The following is a 15230-nucleotide window of genomic DNA, read 5'->3' on the forward strand; positions in this document are numbered from 1 at the left end:
ATGTTGGCTCAACTTGGTGTCTCAAACTACTGCGTATATCAATTCCGCCTCCTGGGCATCTCAGGAAAGAGAGTATTTGTATTAAGAATATTAGCCAGACCAGCGGCTTGCTGGATGAAGTTGAAGGCATCGTTCAGGGCCATCGCGATGGCCACGGGTTTGTATCCCGTGACGATGGAGCCCCCGACATATATTTGCCGCCCAATGAGATGCGTGCAGTTTTGCACAAAGATAGGGTGAAGGTCCGCATTGTGCGTAGCGACCGCAAGGGCCGTCCAGAAGGGCGGGTGGTCGAAATATTAGAGCGCTCAAAACAGCCCATCATCGGGCGCCTGTTGCAGGAGAGCGGTGTCTGGCTGGTGGCACCTGAAGACAAGCGATACGGTCAGGACGTGTTAATCCCCAAAGGGGCTACCAGCGTAGCCAAGCCAGGGCAGGTGGTTGTTGTCGAGTTGGTGGAACCACCGGCCCTGTTTGGCCAACCCGTTGGGCGCATCAAGGAAGTCCTGGGCGAAGTAGATGACCCGGGGATGGAAATAGAAATCGCCGTGCGCAAGTTCAGTGTGCCGCATGAATTCTCTGAGGCATGCATTGCATTGGCCCGTACGCTGCCCGATAAGGTGCGTCCCCATGACAAGCTTGAGCGCATTGATCTGACGGATGTCCCGCTGGTCACCATCGACGGCGAAGATGCGCGCGATTTTGATGACGCAGTCTATTGCGAGCCAGCGACCAAGGGGCGCGGCAAATCGGCCGTCAAGGGCTGGCGGCTGTTGGTGGCCATTGCCGACGTCAGCCACTATGTCGAAAACGGATCGGCAATTGATATCGATGCCTACGACCGTGCAACCAGCGTGTACTTTCCGCGGCGTGTGATCCCCATGCTGCCTGAGAAGCTGTCTAACGGCTTGTGTTCGCTCAACCCTGAGGTAGAGCGACTCTGCATGGTGTGCGACATGTTTGTCACCGCCGATGGGGAGGTCAACGCCTACCAGTTCTACTCCGCAGTCATGTGGAGCCATGCGCGCTTCACCTACACCGAGGTGGCAGCTATTCTGGGCAATACCCGTGGACCTGAGGCCGTCAAACGCAAGGACCGCGTGGGCGATCTGCTCAACCTGCACGGCGTTTTTCAGGCGCTGCTGAAGTCGCGCCAGAAACGGGGTGCTGTGGACTTTGAAACCACCGAGACACAAATCGTCTGCGATGAAAACGGGCGCATTGAAAAAATAGTGCCCCGCACGCGCAATGTGGCGCATCGCGTCATCGAAGAGGCCATGTTGGCAGCCAACGTCTGCAGTGCGGACTTCATTGCCCAGAGCAAACATCCCGGCCTGTTTCGGGTGCACGAGGGCCCGACGCCCGAGAAAAAAGAGATTCTGCAGAATTATCTCAAGGTGACCGGGCTGGGCATGACGATCAGCGACGATCCGTCGCCCGGTGAGTTCCAGGCGATTGCGGTGGCTACCAAAGACCGGCCAGACGCGCAACAGATCCACTCCATGTTGTTGCGGTCCATGCAGCAGGCCATTTACACGCCTACCAATAGCGGGCACTTTGGATTGGCCTACGGCGCATACACCCATTTCACCAGTCCTATCCGCCGCTATCCGGATCTGTTGGTGCACCGGGTTATCAAATCTATTCTTGCGAAAACGCGTTACCAATTGCCCGTTTTGCCGACGCCGGGCGAGGCACATGCCAAGCTGGCCCGCAGGCTGGAGAAGGGTGTCGCTTCGCGTGGAGGCCAAGCCCAGCAGGCCCCGAAGAAGACCAATGCCGAAGGCATGGCCTGGCTGGCCGCTGGCTTGCACTGCAGCGCGAATGAACGGCGCGCTGATGAAGCCAGCCGCGACGTTGAAGCTTGGCTGAAATGCAAATACATGAAGGAGCACCTGGGCGAGGAATACGGTGGTGTGGTCACTGCTGCAACCAGCTTCGGCGTGTTCGTGACGCTGGACGCGATGTATGTCGAAGGGCTGGTGCATATCACCGAGCTGGGTGGCGAGTATTACCGCTTTGACGAAGCGCGCCAGGAGTTGCGGGGTGAAAGATCGGGAATGCGGTACGCCATCGGTACCCGTGTCCGCATCCAGGTAAGCCGTGTGGACCTGGATGGGCGAAAGATTGATTTCCGTCTGATACAGGAAGGCGATGGTCTGACTTCGCGGGCGATGGCGGATAAGGGCGCTGGTCGCGATCCCAAGAGTCGGGGCTTGAAAGGCGAAAGGGCCGAGGCGTCGGGCAATAGCCGCTCGGTGTCCTTCATGGAAGAGCCGCGTAAACGATCAGCGTCCAGGTCCGCAAAAACTTCCAAGTCCGTGGACAAGGGTGCGGCTTCGCAAAAGAAGACGGCCCGCAAGCGCCGTTAGTCGGGCTACAAGGCCTCTGCCAGATCTTGGGCCGTCATGGTGCGCCCAGCCGGCCATGCGTCGGCTATATGGCCGTGCTTGAACACAGATTGGCAGGCGCTTGAGAAGGTGTCCGAGCCAGCTGCAAGACTGGCGCCCATCAGACCCGCCAGCACATCGCCCGTGCCAGCGGTCGCCAGGCGGGCATTGCCGCTGGTGTTGATGCGCGTGAGCGTATCTGGCGCCGCGATGACTGTGCCGGACCCTTTCAATACGACGGTGCATGCAAAGCGGTCGGCTATCGCCTGTGCCAATTCAAGCCTGTGGGTCTGCACCTCCGCGGTGGTGGTGTGCATCAGGCGCGCCGCTTCCAGAGGGTGGGGCGTCAGTACGGTGGTGTGCGGCGGCCGCGCACGCACTGCGTTCTGCAGTCCACTATCGCTTGCTATGGCGTTCAGTGCGTCCGCATCCAGGACTAGTCGGCCGGACTTGGAGAGCAGTTGGGGCAGCAAGCCCTGGATGGCTGCGCCCCCACCGCAGCCTGCAACCACCGCCATGGATTCCAATTTCACCTGCGTAAGGTTACGGAACATGAGTTCTGGCTGCTGGTCGTCCAAGCGTGAGGCGGTAGGGTCCAGCATATGGACGTAGACACGTCCTGCGCCGCCCCGTATCGCCGCGCGGGCCGCCAACAGGGGCGCACCTGTCATGCCCGCAGCACCCCCAACCACGCACACGTCTCCGTAGCTGCCCTTGTGGGTGTTGTGCGCGCGTTGAGACAGCGGCAGGGCACCCATCAGTTGTGCACACGCGTTGTCGGGCGCGTCTATTCCCAGGTTATCGAACCATATTTCACCGCAGGCTTCGCGTCCGTCGGCTGTGAATGCCCCGGGTTTGAGCGTCAACAGACTTAGTGTATGGCTGGCTTTGACGTGCAGTGCGGACGCAGTCCCGGTATCGGCATCGAGGCCGGACGGCACGTCGACGGCAAACACGGGCGCGGACCCGGCGTTCATTTGCTGTATCCACGTGGCGCAGAGGGTGTCCCAGGGTCGGGCTCGCCCAATACCAAACAAGGCGTCTATGCACAGATCGCTTTGCGCGGGTGCCGACTCCGCAAAAATCACCCCTGCATCTAACGCTTTCTGCCGTGCCACTGCTGCATCGCGGGGCGCATGGTCTGCATGGCCCAAGCAGGTGACGATAGGAGACTTGCCCCAGGACTTCAGATGGAAAGCTGCCTCAAGTCCATCGCCACCGTTGTTTCCAGGCCCACAGGGAATCCAGATGTGCTTGGCATGGGGCGCTATTGCTACTGCAAGCCTGGCGACCGCGAGCCCAGCGCGCTGCATCAATGTGTGCGGTGGCAGGCGCTGCCCGATAGACTGTTCCAGTGCGCGCGTTTGAGCGCATGTAAAGACGGCTTTGGCGTGCGCCATGGCGCTTACGCCGCCCATGCCCAGTATGTGTTCAGAACTCGTAGGTATCTCCCTCGCGCGCCAGGCGTATGTCGATCCCGTGCGCGATGGCGGCATTGGTCTGCAGCGCGTCTTTAAATGCCTCTTCCAGCGCATCATCGCTGCGGGTGGGCTCGTGGTGCGTGCAAAACAGGACCTTTGCGTTGGCCTGCTTTGCGATCGCGATGCTGGAACTGAAGGTGCCATGCCCCCAGCCCTTCTTGCTAGGGTATTCAGCGTCGGTGTAGGAGGAGTCCGCTATGAACACATCCACATCGCGGATGGCCTCCAGTATGGCCGCGTTCTTGTCGTTGACAAAGCCTTGGTACTCGTCAAATCCGTCATCGCCGGGCTCGTAAATGTTGTAGGGCGGCTCATGGTCCCCGGTGAAGAACACTGATTTACCGTTGCTTTCGATACGGTAGCCAAAATCGATGACAGGGTGGTTCAGCATGCACGGCGTAATGGTGGCGGACCCGATGGTGTGCGGCTCACCGGGGATCAAAGTCACGTACTCCATGCGCGCCTTCATTTCCGCCTCCCGCACCGGGAAAAAGCTGTATTGGAGCTGGACCGACATGACCTGTTCGATACCCTTGCCCGAAACCGGATCGAATCCACCATGCAGGCGCAAGGTACTTCCGGGTATGAAGTTGGGTATGAAGAACGGCAAACCCTGGATATGGTCCCAGTGGGAGTGGGTAATCAAAACATTTGCCGTGACCGGCAACTCGGCCAGCAAGGTCTGGGAAAGGGGGAAAATTCCGGTTCCCGCATCCAGAATTAGGAGTTCGTTGCTGTCGGTCCGGATCTCGATACAGGTCGTATTACCGCCATAACGCACCGTCTTGGGGCCTGGTGAAGCGATGGACCCGCGAACACCCCAAAATCTTACTTTCATGGCGACTCCCTTCCTGCGCGAAAAGACTGGTGGACGTCGGGCCAACAACCGGCAGTTTTGGCCAGCGGCGAGCCCCGTTGCCCGCATCTTGGCATATTGTGGGCCGGACGCAGTGACGTTTTTTGCTTGGGCAGCAGAGTGATAACTGTGTCTCTTTGCCGTGTTATACTCGATTGGCTTTGCTAATGGTGCACGTAGACATTTGCAAGCTAATCGCAGATCCGCCCCGTCAAGGTGTTGCCGGTTCAAACCTACAAACAGGTGCTTGAGCAGGTGATAAGGGGGCTGGGTCTTAGACCTAACCTTTGGAAAGTAATTTATGGCAGTAACAATGCGCGAAATGCTGGAAGCCGGCGTTCATTTTGGACACCAAACCCGCTTCTGGAACCCCAAGATGGCTCCGTTTATCTTCGGCCATCGCAACAAGATTCACATTATCAACCTGGAAAAATCCTTGCCGATGTTCCAGGATGCCGCCAAGTTTGTGCGCCAACTGTCTGCCAAGCGCGGCACCATTTTGATGGTTGGCACCAAGCGCCAAGCGCGCGAGACGGTGGCAGCAGAAGCGCAACGCGCCGGTGTTCCTTTTGTGGACCAGCGTTGGCTGGGCGGCATGTTGACCAATTTCAAGACGGTCAAGACCTCCATCAAGCGCCTCAAGGAAATGAAGGCCCAACAAGAAACCGGCCTGGATAGCATGAGCAAGAAAGAGCAACTGATGTTTGCTCGCGAACTGGCTAAGCTGGAAAAAGACATCGGCGGTATCCAGGATATGGCTGCCTTGCCAGACGCGATTTTCGTCATCGACGTGGGTTACCACAAGATTGCCATCGCTGAAGCCCGCAAGCTGGGCATCCCTTTGATCGGTGTCGTCGACTCCAACCATTCGCCCGAAGGTATTGACTACGTTATTCCTGGTAACGATGACTCCTCCAAGGCCGTGACGCTGTATGCCCGTGGCATCGCCGATGCGATTCTGGAAGGCCGTGCCAACCAGATGGACGATGTGGTCAAGGCAGTTGCCGCTGAGAGCAGCGATGAATTCGTTGAGGTGAGCGACGCTTCTGCTTGAAGTTGTCCCGCCTGAAAAAGGGGGCTTCGTTGCCCCTTTTTTTTAGCCCTTATTAAACTATTGAATTGATTACGGAGAAACGAAATGGCTGCAATTACCGCAAGCATGGTGGCTGAACTGCGTGGAAAGACCGACGCTCCGATGATGGAGTGCAAGAGGGCTCTGACCGAGGCCGAAGGCGACATGGTCAAGGCTGAAGAGCTGTTGCGTGTCAAGCTGGGTAGCAAGGCTGGCAAGGCCGCGGCCCGCATCGCGGCCGAAGGTGTTGTTGTCAACAGCATTGACGGCAACGTCGGCGCTATGTTGGAAGTCAACTGCGAAACCGATTTCGTAACCAAGAACGACAGCTTCCTGGGTCTGGCAAATGCCGCTGTGGCCCTCGTTGCCAAGCATAATCCAGCGGATGTTGCCGCATTGGGTGCGCTCGCTTACGAACAAGACGGGTTTGGCCCGACACTGGAAGACGTGCGCAAGGGCCTGATCGGCAAGATCGGCGAGAACATGACTTTCCGTCGGTTCAAGCGCTTTGCAAGCGGTGCTCAGCTGGCTTCTTACCTGCACGGCACCCGCATCGGCGTGGTCGTGGAATTTGAAGGTGATGCAACTGCCGCGAAGGACGTTGCCATGCACGTGGCTGCGATGAAGCCTGTTGCGTTGACCAGCAATGACGTACCCGCCGAGCTGGTGGAGCGCGAGCGCTCTGTGGCAGCTGCCAAGGCGGCCGAAGACGCTGCGGTGGCAACCGCCGCTGGCAAGCCAGTCCAGTCTGCAGAAATCGTTACCAAGCGTATCGAAGGCGGCGTACAAAAGTATCTGAAGGAAGTCTCGCTGTTCAACCAGACTTTCGTCAAGAACGACAAACAGACCGTAGAACAAATGCTGAAGGCCGCCTCCACCAACGTCAAAGCATTCACGATGTACGTCGTCGGTGAAGGCATCGAGAAGAAGGTCGACGACTTTGCTGCCGAAGTGGCAGCACAAGTTGCGGCCGCCCAGCAAGCTGCTTAATTGACGGCCTTTGCGCGTCCACCTGCCTATTTGCGATAACCGGAGTCACCCATGAGCCAAGAAAAACCTGCTTACAAACGCATACTGCTGAAGTTGTCAGGCGAGGCCTTGATGGGTGATGACCAGTTCGGCATCAACCGCGACACCATCGTCCGCATGGTGGACGAAATCGCCGAGGTGACGCGCCTGGGCGTCGAAATGGCGGTGGTTATAGGTGGCGGAAACATCTTCCGTGGAGTGGCAGGTGGATCTGTGGGCATGGACCGAGCCACCGCCGACTACATGGGGATGTTGGCAACCGTGATGAACGCTTTGGCCTTGGGCGACACCATGAACAAAGCCGGTCTGACCGCCCGCGTGATGTCGGCCATTGGCATAGAGCAGGTGGTGGAGCCTTACGTGCGCCCCAAGGCCTTGCAGTATCTCGAAGAGGGCAAGGTCGTTATTTTTGCGGCTGGCACCGGCAACCCGTTTTTTACGACCGATACAGCGGCTGCTCTGCGTGGCGCTGAAATAGGCGCTGAAATCGTGCTCAAGGCCACCAAGGTGGATGGTGTCTACACGGCTGACCCCAAGAAAGATGCAGGCGCGACCCGCTACTCCAAGATCACGTTCAACGATGCGATGTCCCAAAACCTGGGCATTATGGATGCCGCGGCGTTTGCCCTGTGCCGCGACCAGAAGCTGCCCATCAAGGTTTTTTCGATCTTCAAACATGGTGCGCTCAAGCGTGTGGTGATGGGAGAAGACGAAGGCACCCTCGTACACGTTTGATCGTTTGTTTGAACTTTGCTGCGGGCTTGAAGATCGGAGAAGAACTATGGCAATTGACGAAATCAAAAGAACGCTGGATGGCAAGATGGACCAGTCCATCGCATCTTTCAAAAACAATCTGACCAAGATACGCACTGGGCGCGCCAATCCAGCGCTGCTGGACACTGTCCATGTGGACTATTACGGTGCCATGCTGCCCCTGAGCCAGGTCGCCAACCTTTCCTTGCTGGATGCCCGAACCATCAGCGTACAGCCCTGGGAAAAAGGCATGGGCGCCAAGATTGAAAAGGCTATCCGCGAAAGCGATCTGGGTTTGAACCCTTCGAGCATGGGCGATCTGATCCGTGTCCCTATGCCGCTGATGACCGAGGAGCGCCGCAAGGAGCTGACCAAGGTTGTCCGCGGCGAAGCCGAGAATGCAAAGATCGCCGTGCGCAATTTACGCCGTGATGCCAACGAGGCCGTCAAGAAGCTGGTGAAGGAAAAGCTGGCTTCCGAGGACGACCAGAAGCGCTCCGAAACCGAAATCCAGAAATTGACAGATCGGCACATTGCCGACATCGACCGTTTGGTCGCGTCAAAAGAACAAGACATCATGGCGGTTTGATACCCGCGATGAACTGAAACCAGCCTTTCCCATGGCAGAACAGCCCAGCGTGCCGCGCCATATAGCCATCGTAATGGACGGCAATGGCCGGTGGGCCTCCAAGCGTTTTCTGCCCCGTATTGCCGGGCATAACAGGGGCGTGGAAACGCTCAAACGTATCGTAAGCGCCTGCCCGAGCCGCGGCGTCGAGACAGTAACCGTATTCGCCTTTTCCTCAGAAAACTGGAATCGCCCGGTCGAAGAGGTTTCTGGCCTGATGGACATACTCGCTATAGCCCTGTCGCGCGAAGTGCCCAAACTGCATCGCGATGGTGTTCGCCTGCGGTTTGTAGGTTCGCGGCAAGGCTTGTCCGCTCGTGTACAAAAAGGGTTGGAAGAGGCAGAGGCCGCGACCGCTGACAACACGGTTTTGTCGCTCAATGTGTGTTTCAACTACGGTGGCCGCTGGGACATTGCGTCGGCAGCTGCACGGCTCGCGGCCGAGGGCACACCCATCACCGAAGAATCGCTGTCGCGTGCACTTTCGCTGTCGTTTTGCTCGGACCCCGATTTACTGATTCGCACAGGCAACGAGATGCGGCTGAGCAATTTTTTGCTGTGGCAATCCGCCTATTCCGAGCTGTATTTCAGCGACCTGCTGTGGCCCGATTTTGATGAAGCCGCGCTGGACGCGGCACTGCTGGATTACGCATCGCGCGAGCGCCGGTTTGGGAAAACTTCGGACCAAGTGGTCAGCAATTCGGCCGTTAAGGCCTGACAGGGGCACTTATGCTGAAGCAACGAATCATCACTGCATTGCTGATGCTGGCTGTGCTTTTGCCAGCCGTGTTTTATCCTGTGCCGGAGGTATTTGCCGGCGTCGCCATCGTGCTGATTGCGGCCGCAGCATGGGAATGGGCTCGGCTCAACGCTTGTGGCCCTTCTGCCTCCTTGCTGGCCGGCGGGCTGTGCGCCGCCGCCTGCCTGCTGTCCTGGTACGCTGGCTTGCTGCATACCCCCCTTAAAGCGCTGTGGCTGTTCACCGGTAGCGCATGGGTGGTATTGGGTGCGTGGTTATTGCATGGTGGTGTCAAAGTCTGGTCGGGCGTACCCCGCGCCCTGCGTCTGGTCGGCGGCATTTTTGCTCTCTGGGTGGCGTGGCTGGCCGTCGCTCAGGCCCGCGCAAAGGGGATCAATTTCCTGTTTTCGGTTCTTGTCTTGGTCTGGGTTGCAGACATATTTGCCTATTTCGCCGGTAGAGCCGTCGGTGGCCGCTTTTTTGTCCGCAAGTTGGCACCGACCATCAGTCCGGGAAAGACATGGGAAGGCGCCTTTGGCGGCATGACAGGCGTTGTCGTGTGCGCATTTTTGTGGCGTTACTTCGATAGCACCATGGCCTCGGGCGTCGCCAGCATTTACACGCAACTGGGCAGTATCCATGTGGCCTTCCTTGTGGTGGCAGTATTGTTTTTGGCCGCCATGAGTGTGGTCGGTGATTTGGTCGAGTCCCTGTTCAAACGCAGTGCGGGTGTCAAGGACAGCAGTGGATTGCTGCCGGGCCATGGCGGCGTGCTGGACCGGGTCGATGCGCTGCTGCCCATACTGCCACTGGCGATGATGCTCTCTACCCTATGAACGCTGGAAAAAAACGCGTTGTAGTCCTCGGCTCCACCGGCTCCATCGGGGTCAACACGCTGGATGTCGTCGCGCGCCACCCTGACCGGTTTGAGGTGTTTGCGCTGACCGCTGCGACCAGCGTTGAGGCTCTATTGGCCCAATGTGTACAGCACAAGCCAGCGTTTGCCGTGATGGCCAGCGAGGCGCATGGCAAGGAACTTCAGCACAGTTGCCGCGCGGCAGGTTTGTCCACTGTAGTCCTGTGGGGAGCTGATGCCATCGACATGGTCGCCAAACACGAATTGGCTGATACGGTCATGGCCGCCATCGTGGGCGCTGCCGGACTGGCGCCGTGCCTGGGTGCTGCACGGGCAGGTAAACGCCTGCTGTTGGCCAACAAGGAGGCCTTGGTCGTAGGCGGGCAGCTGTTCATGGATACGGTGGCTGCGGGTGGCGCAACACTCCTCCCCATCGACAGCGAACACTCCGCCGTGTTCCAGTCCTTGCCCCCAGACCCCAAAGACTGGGCAGCGCGCATTGACAAGATCATATTGACGGCATCGGGTGGTCCGTTTCGCACGCGCGACCCGCAGACGCTGCGCCACGTCACTCCGGAAGAAGCCTGCGCACATCCGAATTGGGTCATGGGGCGCAAGATATCTGTCGACTCTGCAACCATGATGAACAAGGCGCTGGAGGTGATCGAGGCCAAGTTCCTGTTTGGCGTTTCCCCCGAGCAAATCCAGGTTGTGATCCACCCGCAAAGCGTGATCCATTCCATGGTGCAGTACGTGGACAACTCCGTTGTTGCGCAACTGGGTACACCCGATATGCGCGGACCCATTGCCTACGGACTGTCATGGCCCGAACGCGTGGTATCGGGCGCCGCGGCGTTGGATTTTACAAATATGGCAGGCCTGAGCTTTGAAACCTTTGACTCCGCCGACCATAAAAAACGCTACCCCGGGCTCGATCTGGCGTGGCAGGTTTTGAAAGGGCCGGCCGGTAGCACAGCCGTGCTGAATGCGGCCAACGAGGTTGCAGTTGCAGCGTTTCTCGCGCGCAAAATCCGTTTTGACCAGATCCACGCTGTCAATACGGAAACACTGAGTGCGGTCTTGCCCCAAGCACCAGCCTCGCTGGACGATTTGCTCGCGCTGGACCTGCAGTCGAGACAGGCGGCAGAAGCTGCCATCCTGCGTCTGCCAGCCTGATCCTCAACAAGCCCTAAGCCGATGACCCTGTTCGCCTTCATCATCGCCATCGTTGTGTTGGTGGCTGTGCATGAGTTGGGGCACTATTCGGTGGCGCGCCTGTGTGGTGTCAAGGTCCTGCGATTTTCCGTAGGGTTTGGTCCACGCTTGTGGGGTTGGACTTCGGCAAGCTCGGGCACCGAATTTGTGGTCGGGATGCTTCCTCTGGGCGGCTACGTGAAGATGCTGGATGAGCGCGAAGGCCCGGTGGAGGCCCATGAGCGTGCAACGGCATTCAACACGCAACCTCTGCGCAGCAAGGCAGCCATTGTTCTGGCGGGCCCCATTGCCAATCTGATGCTGGCCGTGGCCCTTTACAGCTGGGTCAACTGGACCGGTATCGAGATGGCGCAGGCCGTCGTCGCCAAGCCGCCCCAGGGTTCTGTCATGGCGGCCAGCGGGTTCGGCGGCGGCGAGCGTATCCAACGAGCTGGTTTCGAAGGCGACCCCCTTGAAGAGGTCGTGTCTTTCGAGGGCTTTCGCTGGTGGTTGGCGCGTGCAGCGATCGAGCAGCGCAACCTGCAAGTGGAATTTACGGTTCCGCAGCGCCAGGGGCCGCAGGCTGCACTGCTTCAGTTGAGTCGTGTCGATGCCAGCACGGCAGATGCCAAACTGTTCCAAAGCATTGGTGCGGTGGCACCATTTTCCCAGGCGCGCCTTGGCGGAGTATTGCCCAATGGTGCAGCGGCCCGCGCCAAGCTCCAGGCTGGTGATGTGGTGCTGCGCGTGGACTCAACGGACATTGTGGACAGCATGCAGCTGTTTGAGTTGATTCGGGCATCCGGCAGCGGCGGTGTAGCACCGCGCCCGCAGACCTGGCTTGTCGACCGCAATGGGGCCCGCCTCGCCGTAGAGGTGTCGCCCAAGCTGGAGCAGGACAAAGGCAAGCCCATAGGCCGCATCGGAGCCATGGTGGCGGCGCCACCTGCAATGGCAACCGTACGGTATGGCTGGCTCGACGGTATGGGGCAGGCAGTTGCGCGGACCTGGGAAACATCGGCACTGACACTGCGGGTCATGGGCCAGATCGTGGTGGGCCAGGCTTCGCTGAACAATGTGAGCGGGCCCATCTCTATTGCAGACTACGCAGGTAAATCTGCCGCCCTGGGCTTTACCCCATTTTTACTTTTCCTCGCCCTGATGAGTGTTAGTCTGGGCGTCTTGAACCTGCTACCGCTGCCGGTCCTCGATGGGGGGCACCTGATGTATTATCTTTGGGAGGCACTTTCCGGCAAGCCTGTGTCGCAACCGTGGACAGAACGGTTGCAAAAATTGGGGTTGGTGATCTTGCTGATGATGATGTCCGTTGCCATCGTTAACGATGTGACGCGTTTGCTGCGGTGAGCAACCGAGGCCGACCTCAAATTTCCGGAATATTTAAATTGATAAAAATGCAATTCAATCGTAATTTTTTGCGCCGCGCATCCGCGGTGGCCGTATCGCTGCTCTTTTTGCAAAGCGGCTGGGCCGTGGAACCGTTCACCGTCAAGGACATCCGCGTTGAAGGGCTGCAGAGAGCTGAGGCCGGTACTATTTTTGCATCGTTGCCGGTTCGCGTCGGGGACACCTACAGTGACGACAAGGCGGTTGCGTCGATCAAGGCGCTGTTCGGGCTGGGTCTGTTCAAAGACGTCCGTATCGATGTCGCCGACGGCGTGCTGGTGGTGATTGTGGAGGAGCGTCCCACCATTTCCGATATTGAATTTGTCGGTACCAAGGAGTTCGACAAAGACGTGTTGAAAAAAGCGTTGCTCGCGATTGGCTTGGCCGATGGTCGACCCTTCGACAAGGCGCTGGTCGACAAGGCCGAGAACGAATTGAAGCGCCAGTACATCAACCGCAGCATGTACGCCTCGGAAGTGATCACCACCGTCACGCCGTTAGACCGCAACCGTGTCAACCTGAGCTTTGCGGTGCAGGAAGGTGAACCCGCCAAGATCAGCGATATCCGTATCGTTGGCAACAAAGCATTTTCCGAGTCCACACTGCGCGGGCTTTTCGATCTGGACACCGGTGGGTGGTTGAGCTGGTACACCAAGTCTGATCGCTATGCCCGTACCAAGCTGAACGCGGACCTAGAAGCGCTGCGCTCCTACTACCTGGCTCGGGGCTACCTTGAGTTCAAAGTGGAGTCCACGCAGGTAGCTATTTCTCCAAACAAGCAGGACATCGCGATCACGATCAACATCACCGAAGGTGACCAGTTTGTGGTGTCCAAAGTGAATTTGGTCGGCAACCTCTTGAACAAGGATGCCGAGTTCAAATCGTTGGTGGCCATCCAGGTTGGCCAGCCTTACAACGCCGATCAGGTGGCGGTGACCAGCAAAGCATTCACGGATTATTTCGGTAACTTCGGCTACGCCTTTTCGCGGGTTGAACCGCGCACTGTCATCGACCGGGCTACCAACCGTGTCGAAGTGACCTTGCAGGTTGATCCATCGCGCCGTGTGTACGTGCGCCGCGTCAACGTGGCCGGTAACGACCGCACCCGAGACGAAGTGATACGCCGCGAGTTCCGCCAACTAGAAGCGTCGTGGTACGACGGTGAGAAGATCAAGCAGTCCCGCAACCGCGTGGACCGCCTGGGTTACTTCAAGGAAGTGACGATGGATACGTCGGAAGTCCCCGGTTCCTTCGACCAGGTGGACCTGACGATCTCCGTGGTTGAAAAGCCCACGGGCAGTATCAGCCTGGGTGCCGGTATCTCCAGCGCGGATGGCCTGGGCGTGTCGTTCGGATTCAAGCAAGACAACGCGTTTGGCTCAGGCAACTCGCTGGGTATTGAAGTCAATACCAGCAAGCAAAATCGCACGCTGGTGTTCAACACGACCAACCCCTACTTTACTGAAGACGGTGTGTCCCGTTCCATTGACGTTTACCAGCGTAACTCCAAACCTTACCTGGATATCAACAGCTACGCCATTGAGACCACGGGCGGGAGCATTCGCTTTGGTGTGCCATTCAACGAGTACGACACGGTCTTTTTTGGTCTCGGCATTGATAGAACCACGATTGTCCCTGGGTCATTGCTGCCTGTCGTCTACCAAGACTTCGCCAATAAGTTTGGTTTCACCAGCAACGCCGTGCCGCTTACCGTTGGCTGGGGCCGCGACACCCGCGACAGCGCCTTGGTGCCCACTGTCGGTAGAGTCATAAAAGCTTCGGCCGAATGGAGTATTGCCGGTGAACTTCGTTACGTACGCGGAACCACTGCCTACCAGCAGTACATTCCCGTTACCAACAAGATCACGGCTGCGGTGAACGCAGAGTTGTCGCTCGGCTCATCGACTGGCGACTCGTTCTATCCGATTTTCAAGAACTTCTATTCAGGTGGCTTGGGTACTGTCCGGGGCTTTGAGCAGGGTAGTCTGACCACTGGCACGCAGCGTGCGCTGGGCCTGACTGCCACCGGGGGCACCAAGAAAATTAACTTCAACGCTGAGATTTTGTCGCCATTGCCTGGTGGTGGCAAGGACCGCACGCTGCGGCTCTACGCCTTCGCCGACGCCGGCGGTCTTTACGGTGCAGATGAGCCTTTGGCCCTGCAGGACATGCGCACTTCCTACGGGGTTGGTATCAGCTGGATCTCCCCGGTAGGCCCCTTGCGTCTGGCTTTTGCCAAACCAGTCAGGCGTTTCGATAGCGATAGAATTCAGTCCCTGCAATTCCAGATTGGAAACAACTTCTAATGAATACTTCAAAACTGCGTTGGTTGCTGTCGGCGCTGCTCGCGGTAGCGGCTGTGGGTGTGAATGCCCAGGATTTCAAGGTGGGTTACGTCAACACGCAGCGTATCACTACAGAATCCACACCGGCCAAGACTGCGCAGTCCAAGCTGGAGCAGGAGTTTTCCAAGCGCCAGAAAGAGTTGGTAGACCAGCAGGGGGCCTTCAAGACCTTCGGCGAGAAGTTTGAGCGGGATGCACCCACTCTGAGCGAGAGCCAGCGTGCAGCCCGCCAAAAAGAAGGTGCCGAGATGGGCCGCGATTTGCAGCGCCGCCAACGTGAATTCCAGGAAGACCTGAACGGCCGACGCAACGAAGAACTGCAGCAGGTGCTGGACCGTGCTACCAAGGCCGTCAAGCAGGTTGCCGATTCCGAAAAATACGACATCGTAGTCCAGGAAGTGGTCTACGTGAACACCAAACATGACATCACCGACAAGGTCCTCAAGATCCTCAACTCTGGCGGCAAGTAACGCTCGGGTGACC

General features: G+C 58.1%; 13 protein-coding genes. 11 read left to right on the top strand and 2 right to left on the bottom strand.

All coding sequences use genetic code 11. From position 1 onward, the window contains the following. Positions 1-107 precede the first annotated feature (107 nt). Positions 108-2372, top strand: coding sequence for a ribonuclease R (rnr, locus tag AC097P_RS14565; RefSeq protein WP_479611149.1), 2265 nt, complete (start codon positions 108-110; stop codon positions 2370-2372). Between the two features lie 5 nt (positions 2373-2377). Here rnr and AC097P_RS14570 read toward each other — a convergent pair whose 3' ends face one another. Both AC097P_RS14570 and AC097P_RS14575 read right to left on the bottom strand, forming a co-directional pair. Beyond that, on the bottom strand, positions 2378-3808 hold the full coding sequence (locus AC097P_RS14570) for an NAD(P)H-hydrate dehydratase (protein WP_479611150.1): 1431 nt from the start codon (positions 3806-3808) through the stop codon (positions 2378-2380). Positions 3809-3821: 13 nt separating this feature from the next. After that, positions 3822-4709, bottom strand: coding sequence for an MBL fold metallo-hydrolase (locus tag AC097P_RS14575; protein ID WP_479611151.1), 888 nt, complete (start codon positions 4707-4709; stop codon positions 3822-3824). Positions 4710-5028: 319 nt separating this feature from the next. On the opposite strand from AC097P_RS14575, the gene rpsB reads away from it, so the two are divergent. From rpsB to AC097P_RS14625, 10 genes are all read left to right on the top strand, one after another. Next, positions 5029-5781 carry a 30S ribosomal protein S2 gene (gene rpsB / locus AC097P_RS14580; RefSeq protein ID WP_479611152.1) on the top strand — a complete coding sequence of 251 codons (753 nt, stop codon included), beginning with the start codon at positions 5029-5031 and terminating at the stop codon, positions 5779-5781. 84 nt (positions 5782-5865) lie between these two features. Beyond that, positions 5866-6789 carry a translation elongation factor Ts gene (gene tsf / locus AC097P_RS14585; protein WP_479611153.1) on the top strand — a complete coding sequence of 308 codons (924 nt, stop codon included), beginning with the start codon at positions 5866-5868 and terminating at the stop codon, positions 6787-6789. Positions 6790-6840: 51 nt separating this feature from the next. After that, a complete protein-coding gene (gene pyrH / locus AC097P_RS14590) occupies positions 6841-7563 on the top strand; it encodes a UMP kinase (protein WP_479611154.1) in 723 nt (240 codons plus the stop codon). 46 nt (positions 7564-7609) lie between these two features. Beyond that, entirely contained in the window at positions 7610-8170 is a 561-nt protein-coding gene (frr, locus tag AC097P_RS14595; protein ID WP_479611155.1) for a ribosome recycling factor, read from the top strand. A gap of 31 nt (positions 8171-8201) precedes the next feature. Further along, positions 8202-8927, top strand: coding sequence for a polyprenyl diphosphate synthase (gene uppS, locus AC097P_RS14600; protein ID WP_479611156.1), 726 nt, complete (start codon positions 8202-8204; stop codon positions 8925-8927). Between the two features lie 11 nt (positions 8928-8938). Next, positions 8939-9784 (top strand): phosphatidate cytidylyltransferase, encoded by an 846-nt coding sequence (locus AC097P_RS14605; protein WP_479611157.1) that lies wholly within the window; start codon positions 8939-8941, stop codon positions 9782-9784. Beyond that, on the top strand, positions 9781-10980 hold the full coding sequence (locus AC097P_RS14610; protein WP_479611158.1) for a 1-deoxy-D-xylulose-5-phosphate reductoisomerase: 1200 nt from the start codon (positions 9781-9783) through the stop codon (positions 10978-10980). The genes AC097P_RS14605 and AC097P_RS14610 overlap by 4 nt, the downstream gene beginning before the upstream one ends. 21 nt (positions 10981-11001) lie before the next feature. Then, positions 11002-12363 carry an RIP metalloprotease RseP gene (gene rseP / locus AC097P_RS14615; RefSeq protein WP_479611159.1) on the top strand — a complete coding sequence of 454 codons (1362 nt, stop codon included), beginning with the start codon at positions 11002-11004 and terminating at the stop codon, positions 12361-12363. Between the two features lie 41 nt (positions 12364-12404). Then, positions 12405-14708: an outer membrane protein assembly factor BamA gene (gene bamA, locus AC097P_RS14620; RefSeq protein WP_479611645.1), complete on the top strand. Its 2304-nt coding sequence runs from the start codon at positions 12405-12407 to the stop codon at positions 14706-14708. Continuing rightward, positions 14708-15217 carry an OmpH/Skp family outer membrane protein gene (locus AC097P_RS14625; protein ID WP_479611160.1) on the top strand — a complete coding sequence of 170 codons (510 nt, stop codon included), beginning with the start codon at positions 14708-14710 and terminating at the stop codon, positions 15215-15217. Before bamA ends, AC097P_RS14625 begins: the two co-directional genes overlap by 1 nt. Positions 15218-15230: the final 13 nt, after the last annotated feature.

The organism is Rhodoferax sp. ZS1R8 (assembly GCF_056521325.1).

Bases quoted from the DNA above. Each gene is read 5' to 3' on its own strand.
- uppS (WP_479611156.1), top strand. From the start codon at position 8,202: ATGGCAGAACAGCCCAGCGTGCCGCGCCATATAGCCATCGTAATGGAC.
- pyrH (WP_479611154.1), top strand. From the start codon at position 6,841: ATGAGCCAAGAAAAACCTGCTTACAAACGCATACTGCTGAAGTTGTCA.
- rpsB (WP_479611152.1), top strand. From the start codon at position 5,029: ATGGCAGTAACAATGCGCGAAATGCTGGAAGCCGGCGTTCATTTTGGA.
- tsf (WP_479611153.1), top strand. From the start codon at position 5,866: ATGGCTGCAATTACCGCAAGCATGGTGGCTGAACTGCGTGGAAAGACC.
- AC097P_RS14570 (WP_479611150.1), bottom strand. From the start codon at position 3,808: ATGGGCGGCGTAAGCGCCATGGCGCACGCCAAAGCCGTCTTTACATGC.
- AC097P_RS14575 (WP_479611151.1), bottom strand. From the start codon at position 4,709: ATGAAAGTAAGATTTTGGGGTGTTCGCGGGTCCATCGCTTCACCAGGC.
- rseP (WP_479611159.1), top strand. From the start codon at position 11,002: ATGACCCTGTTCGCCTTCATCATCGCCATCGTTGTGTTGGTGGCTGTG.
- AC097P_RS14605 (WP_479611157.1), top strand. From the start codon at position 8,939: ATGCTGAAGCAACGAATCATCACTGCATTGCTGATGCTGGCTGTGCTT.
- AC097P_RS14625 (WP_479611160.1), top strand. From the start codon at position 14,708: ATGAATACTTCAAAACTGCGTTGGTTGCTGTCGGCGCTGCTCGCGGTA.
- AC097P_RS14610 (WP_479611158.1), top strand. From the start codon at position 9,781: ATGAACGCTGGAAAAAAACGCGTTGTAGTCCTCGGCTCCACCGGCTCC.
- frr (WP_479611155.1), top strand. From the start codon at position 7,610: ATGGCAATTGACGAAATCAAAAGAACGCTGGATGGCAAGATGGACCAG.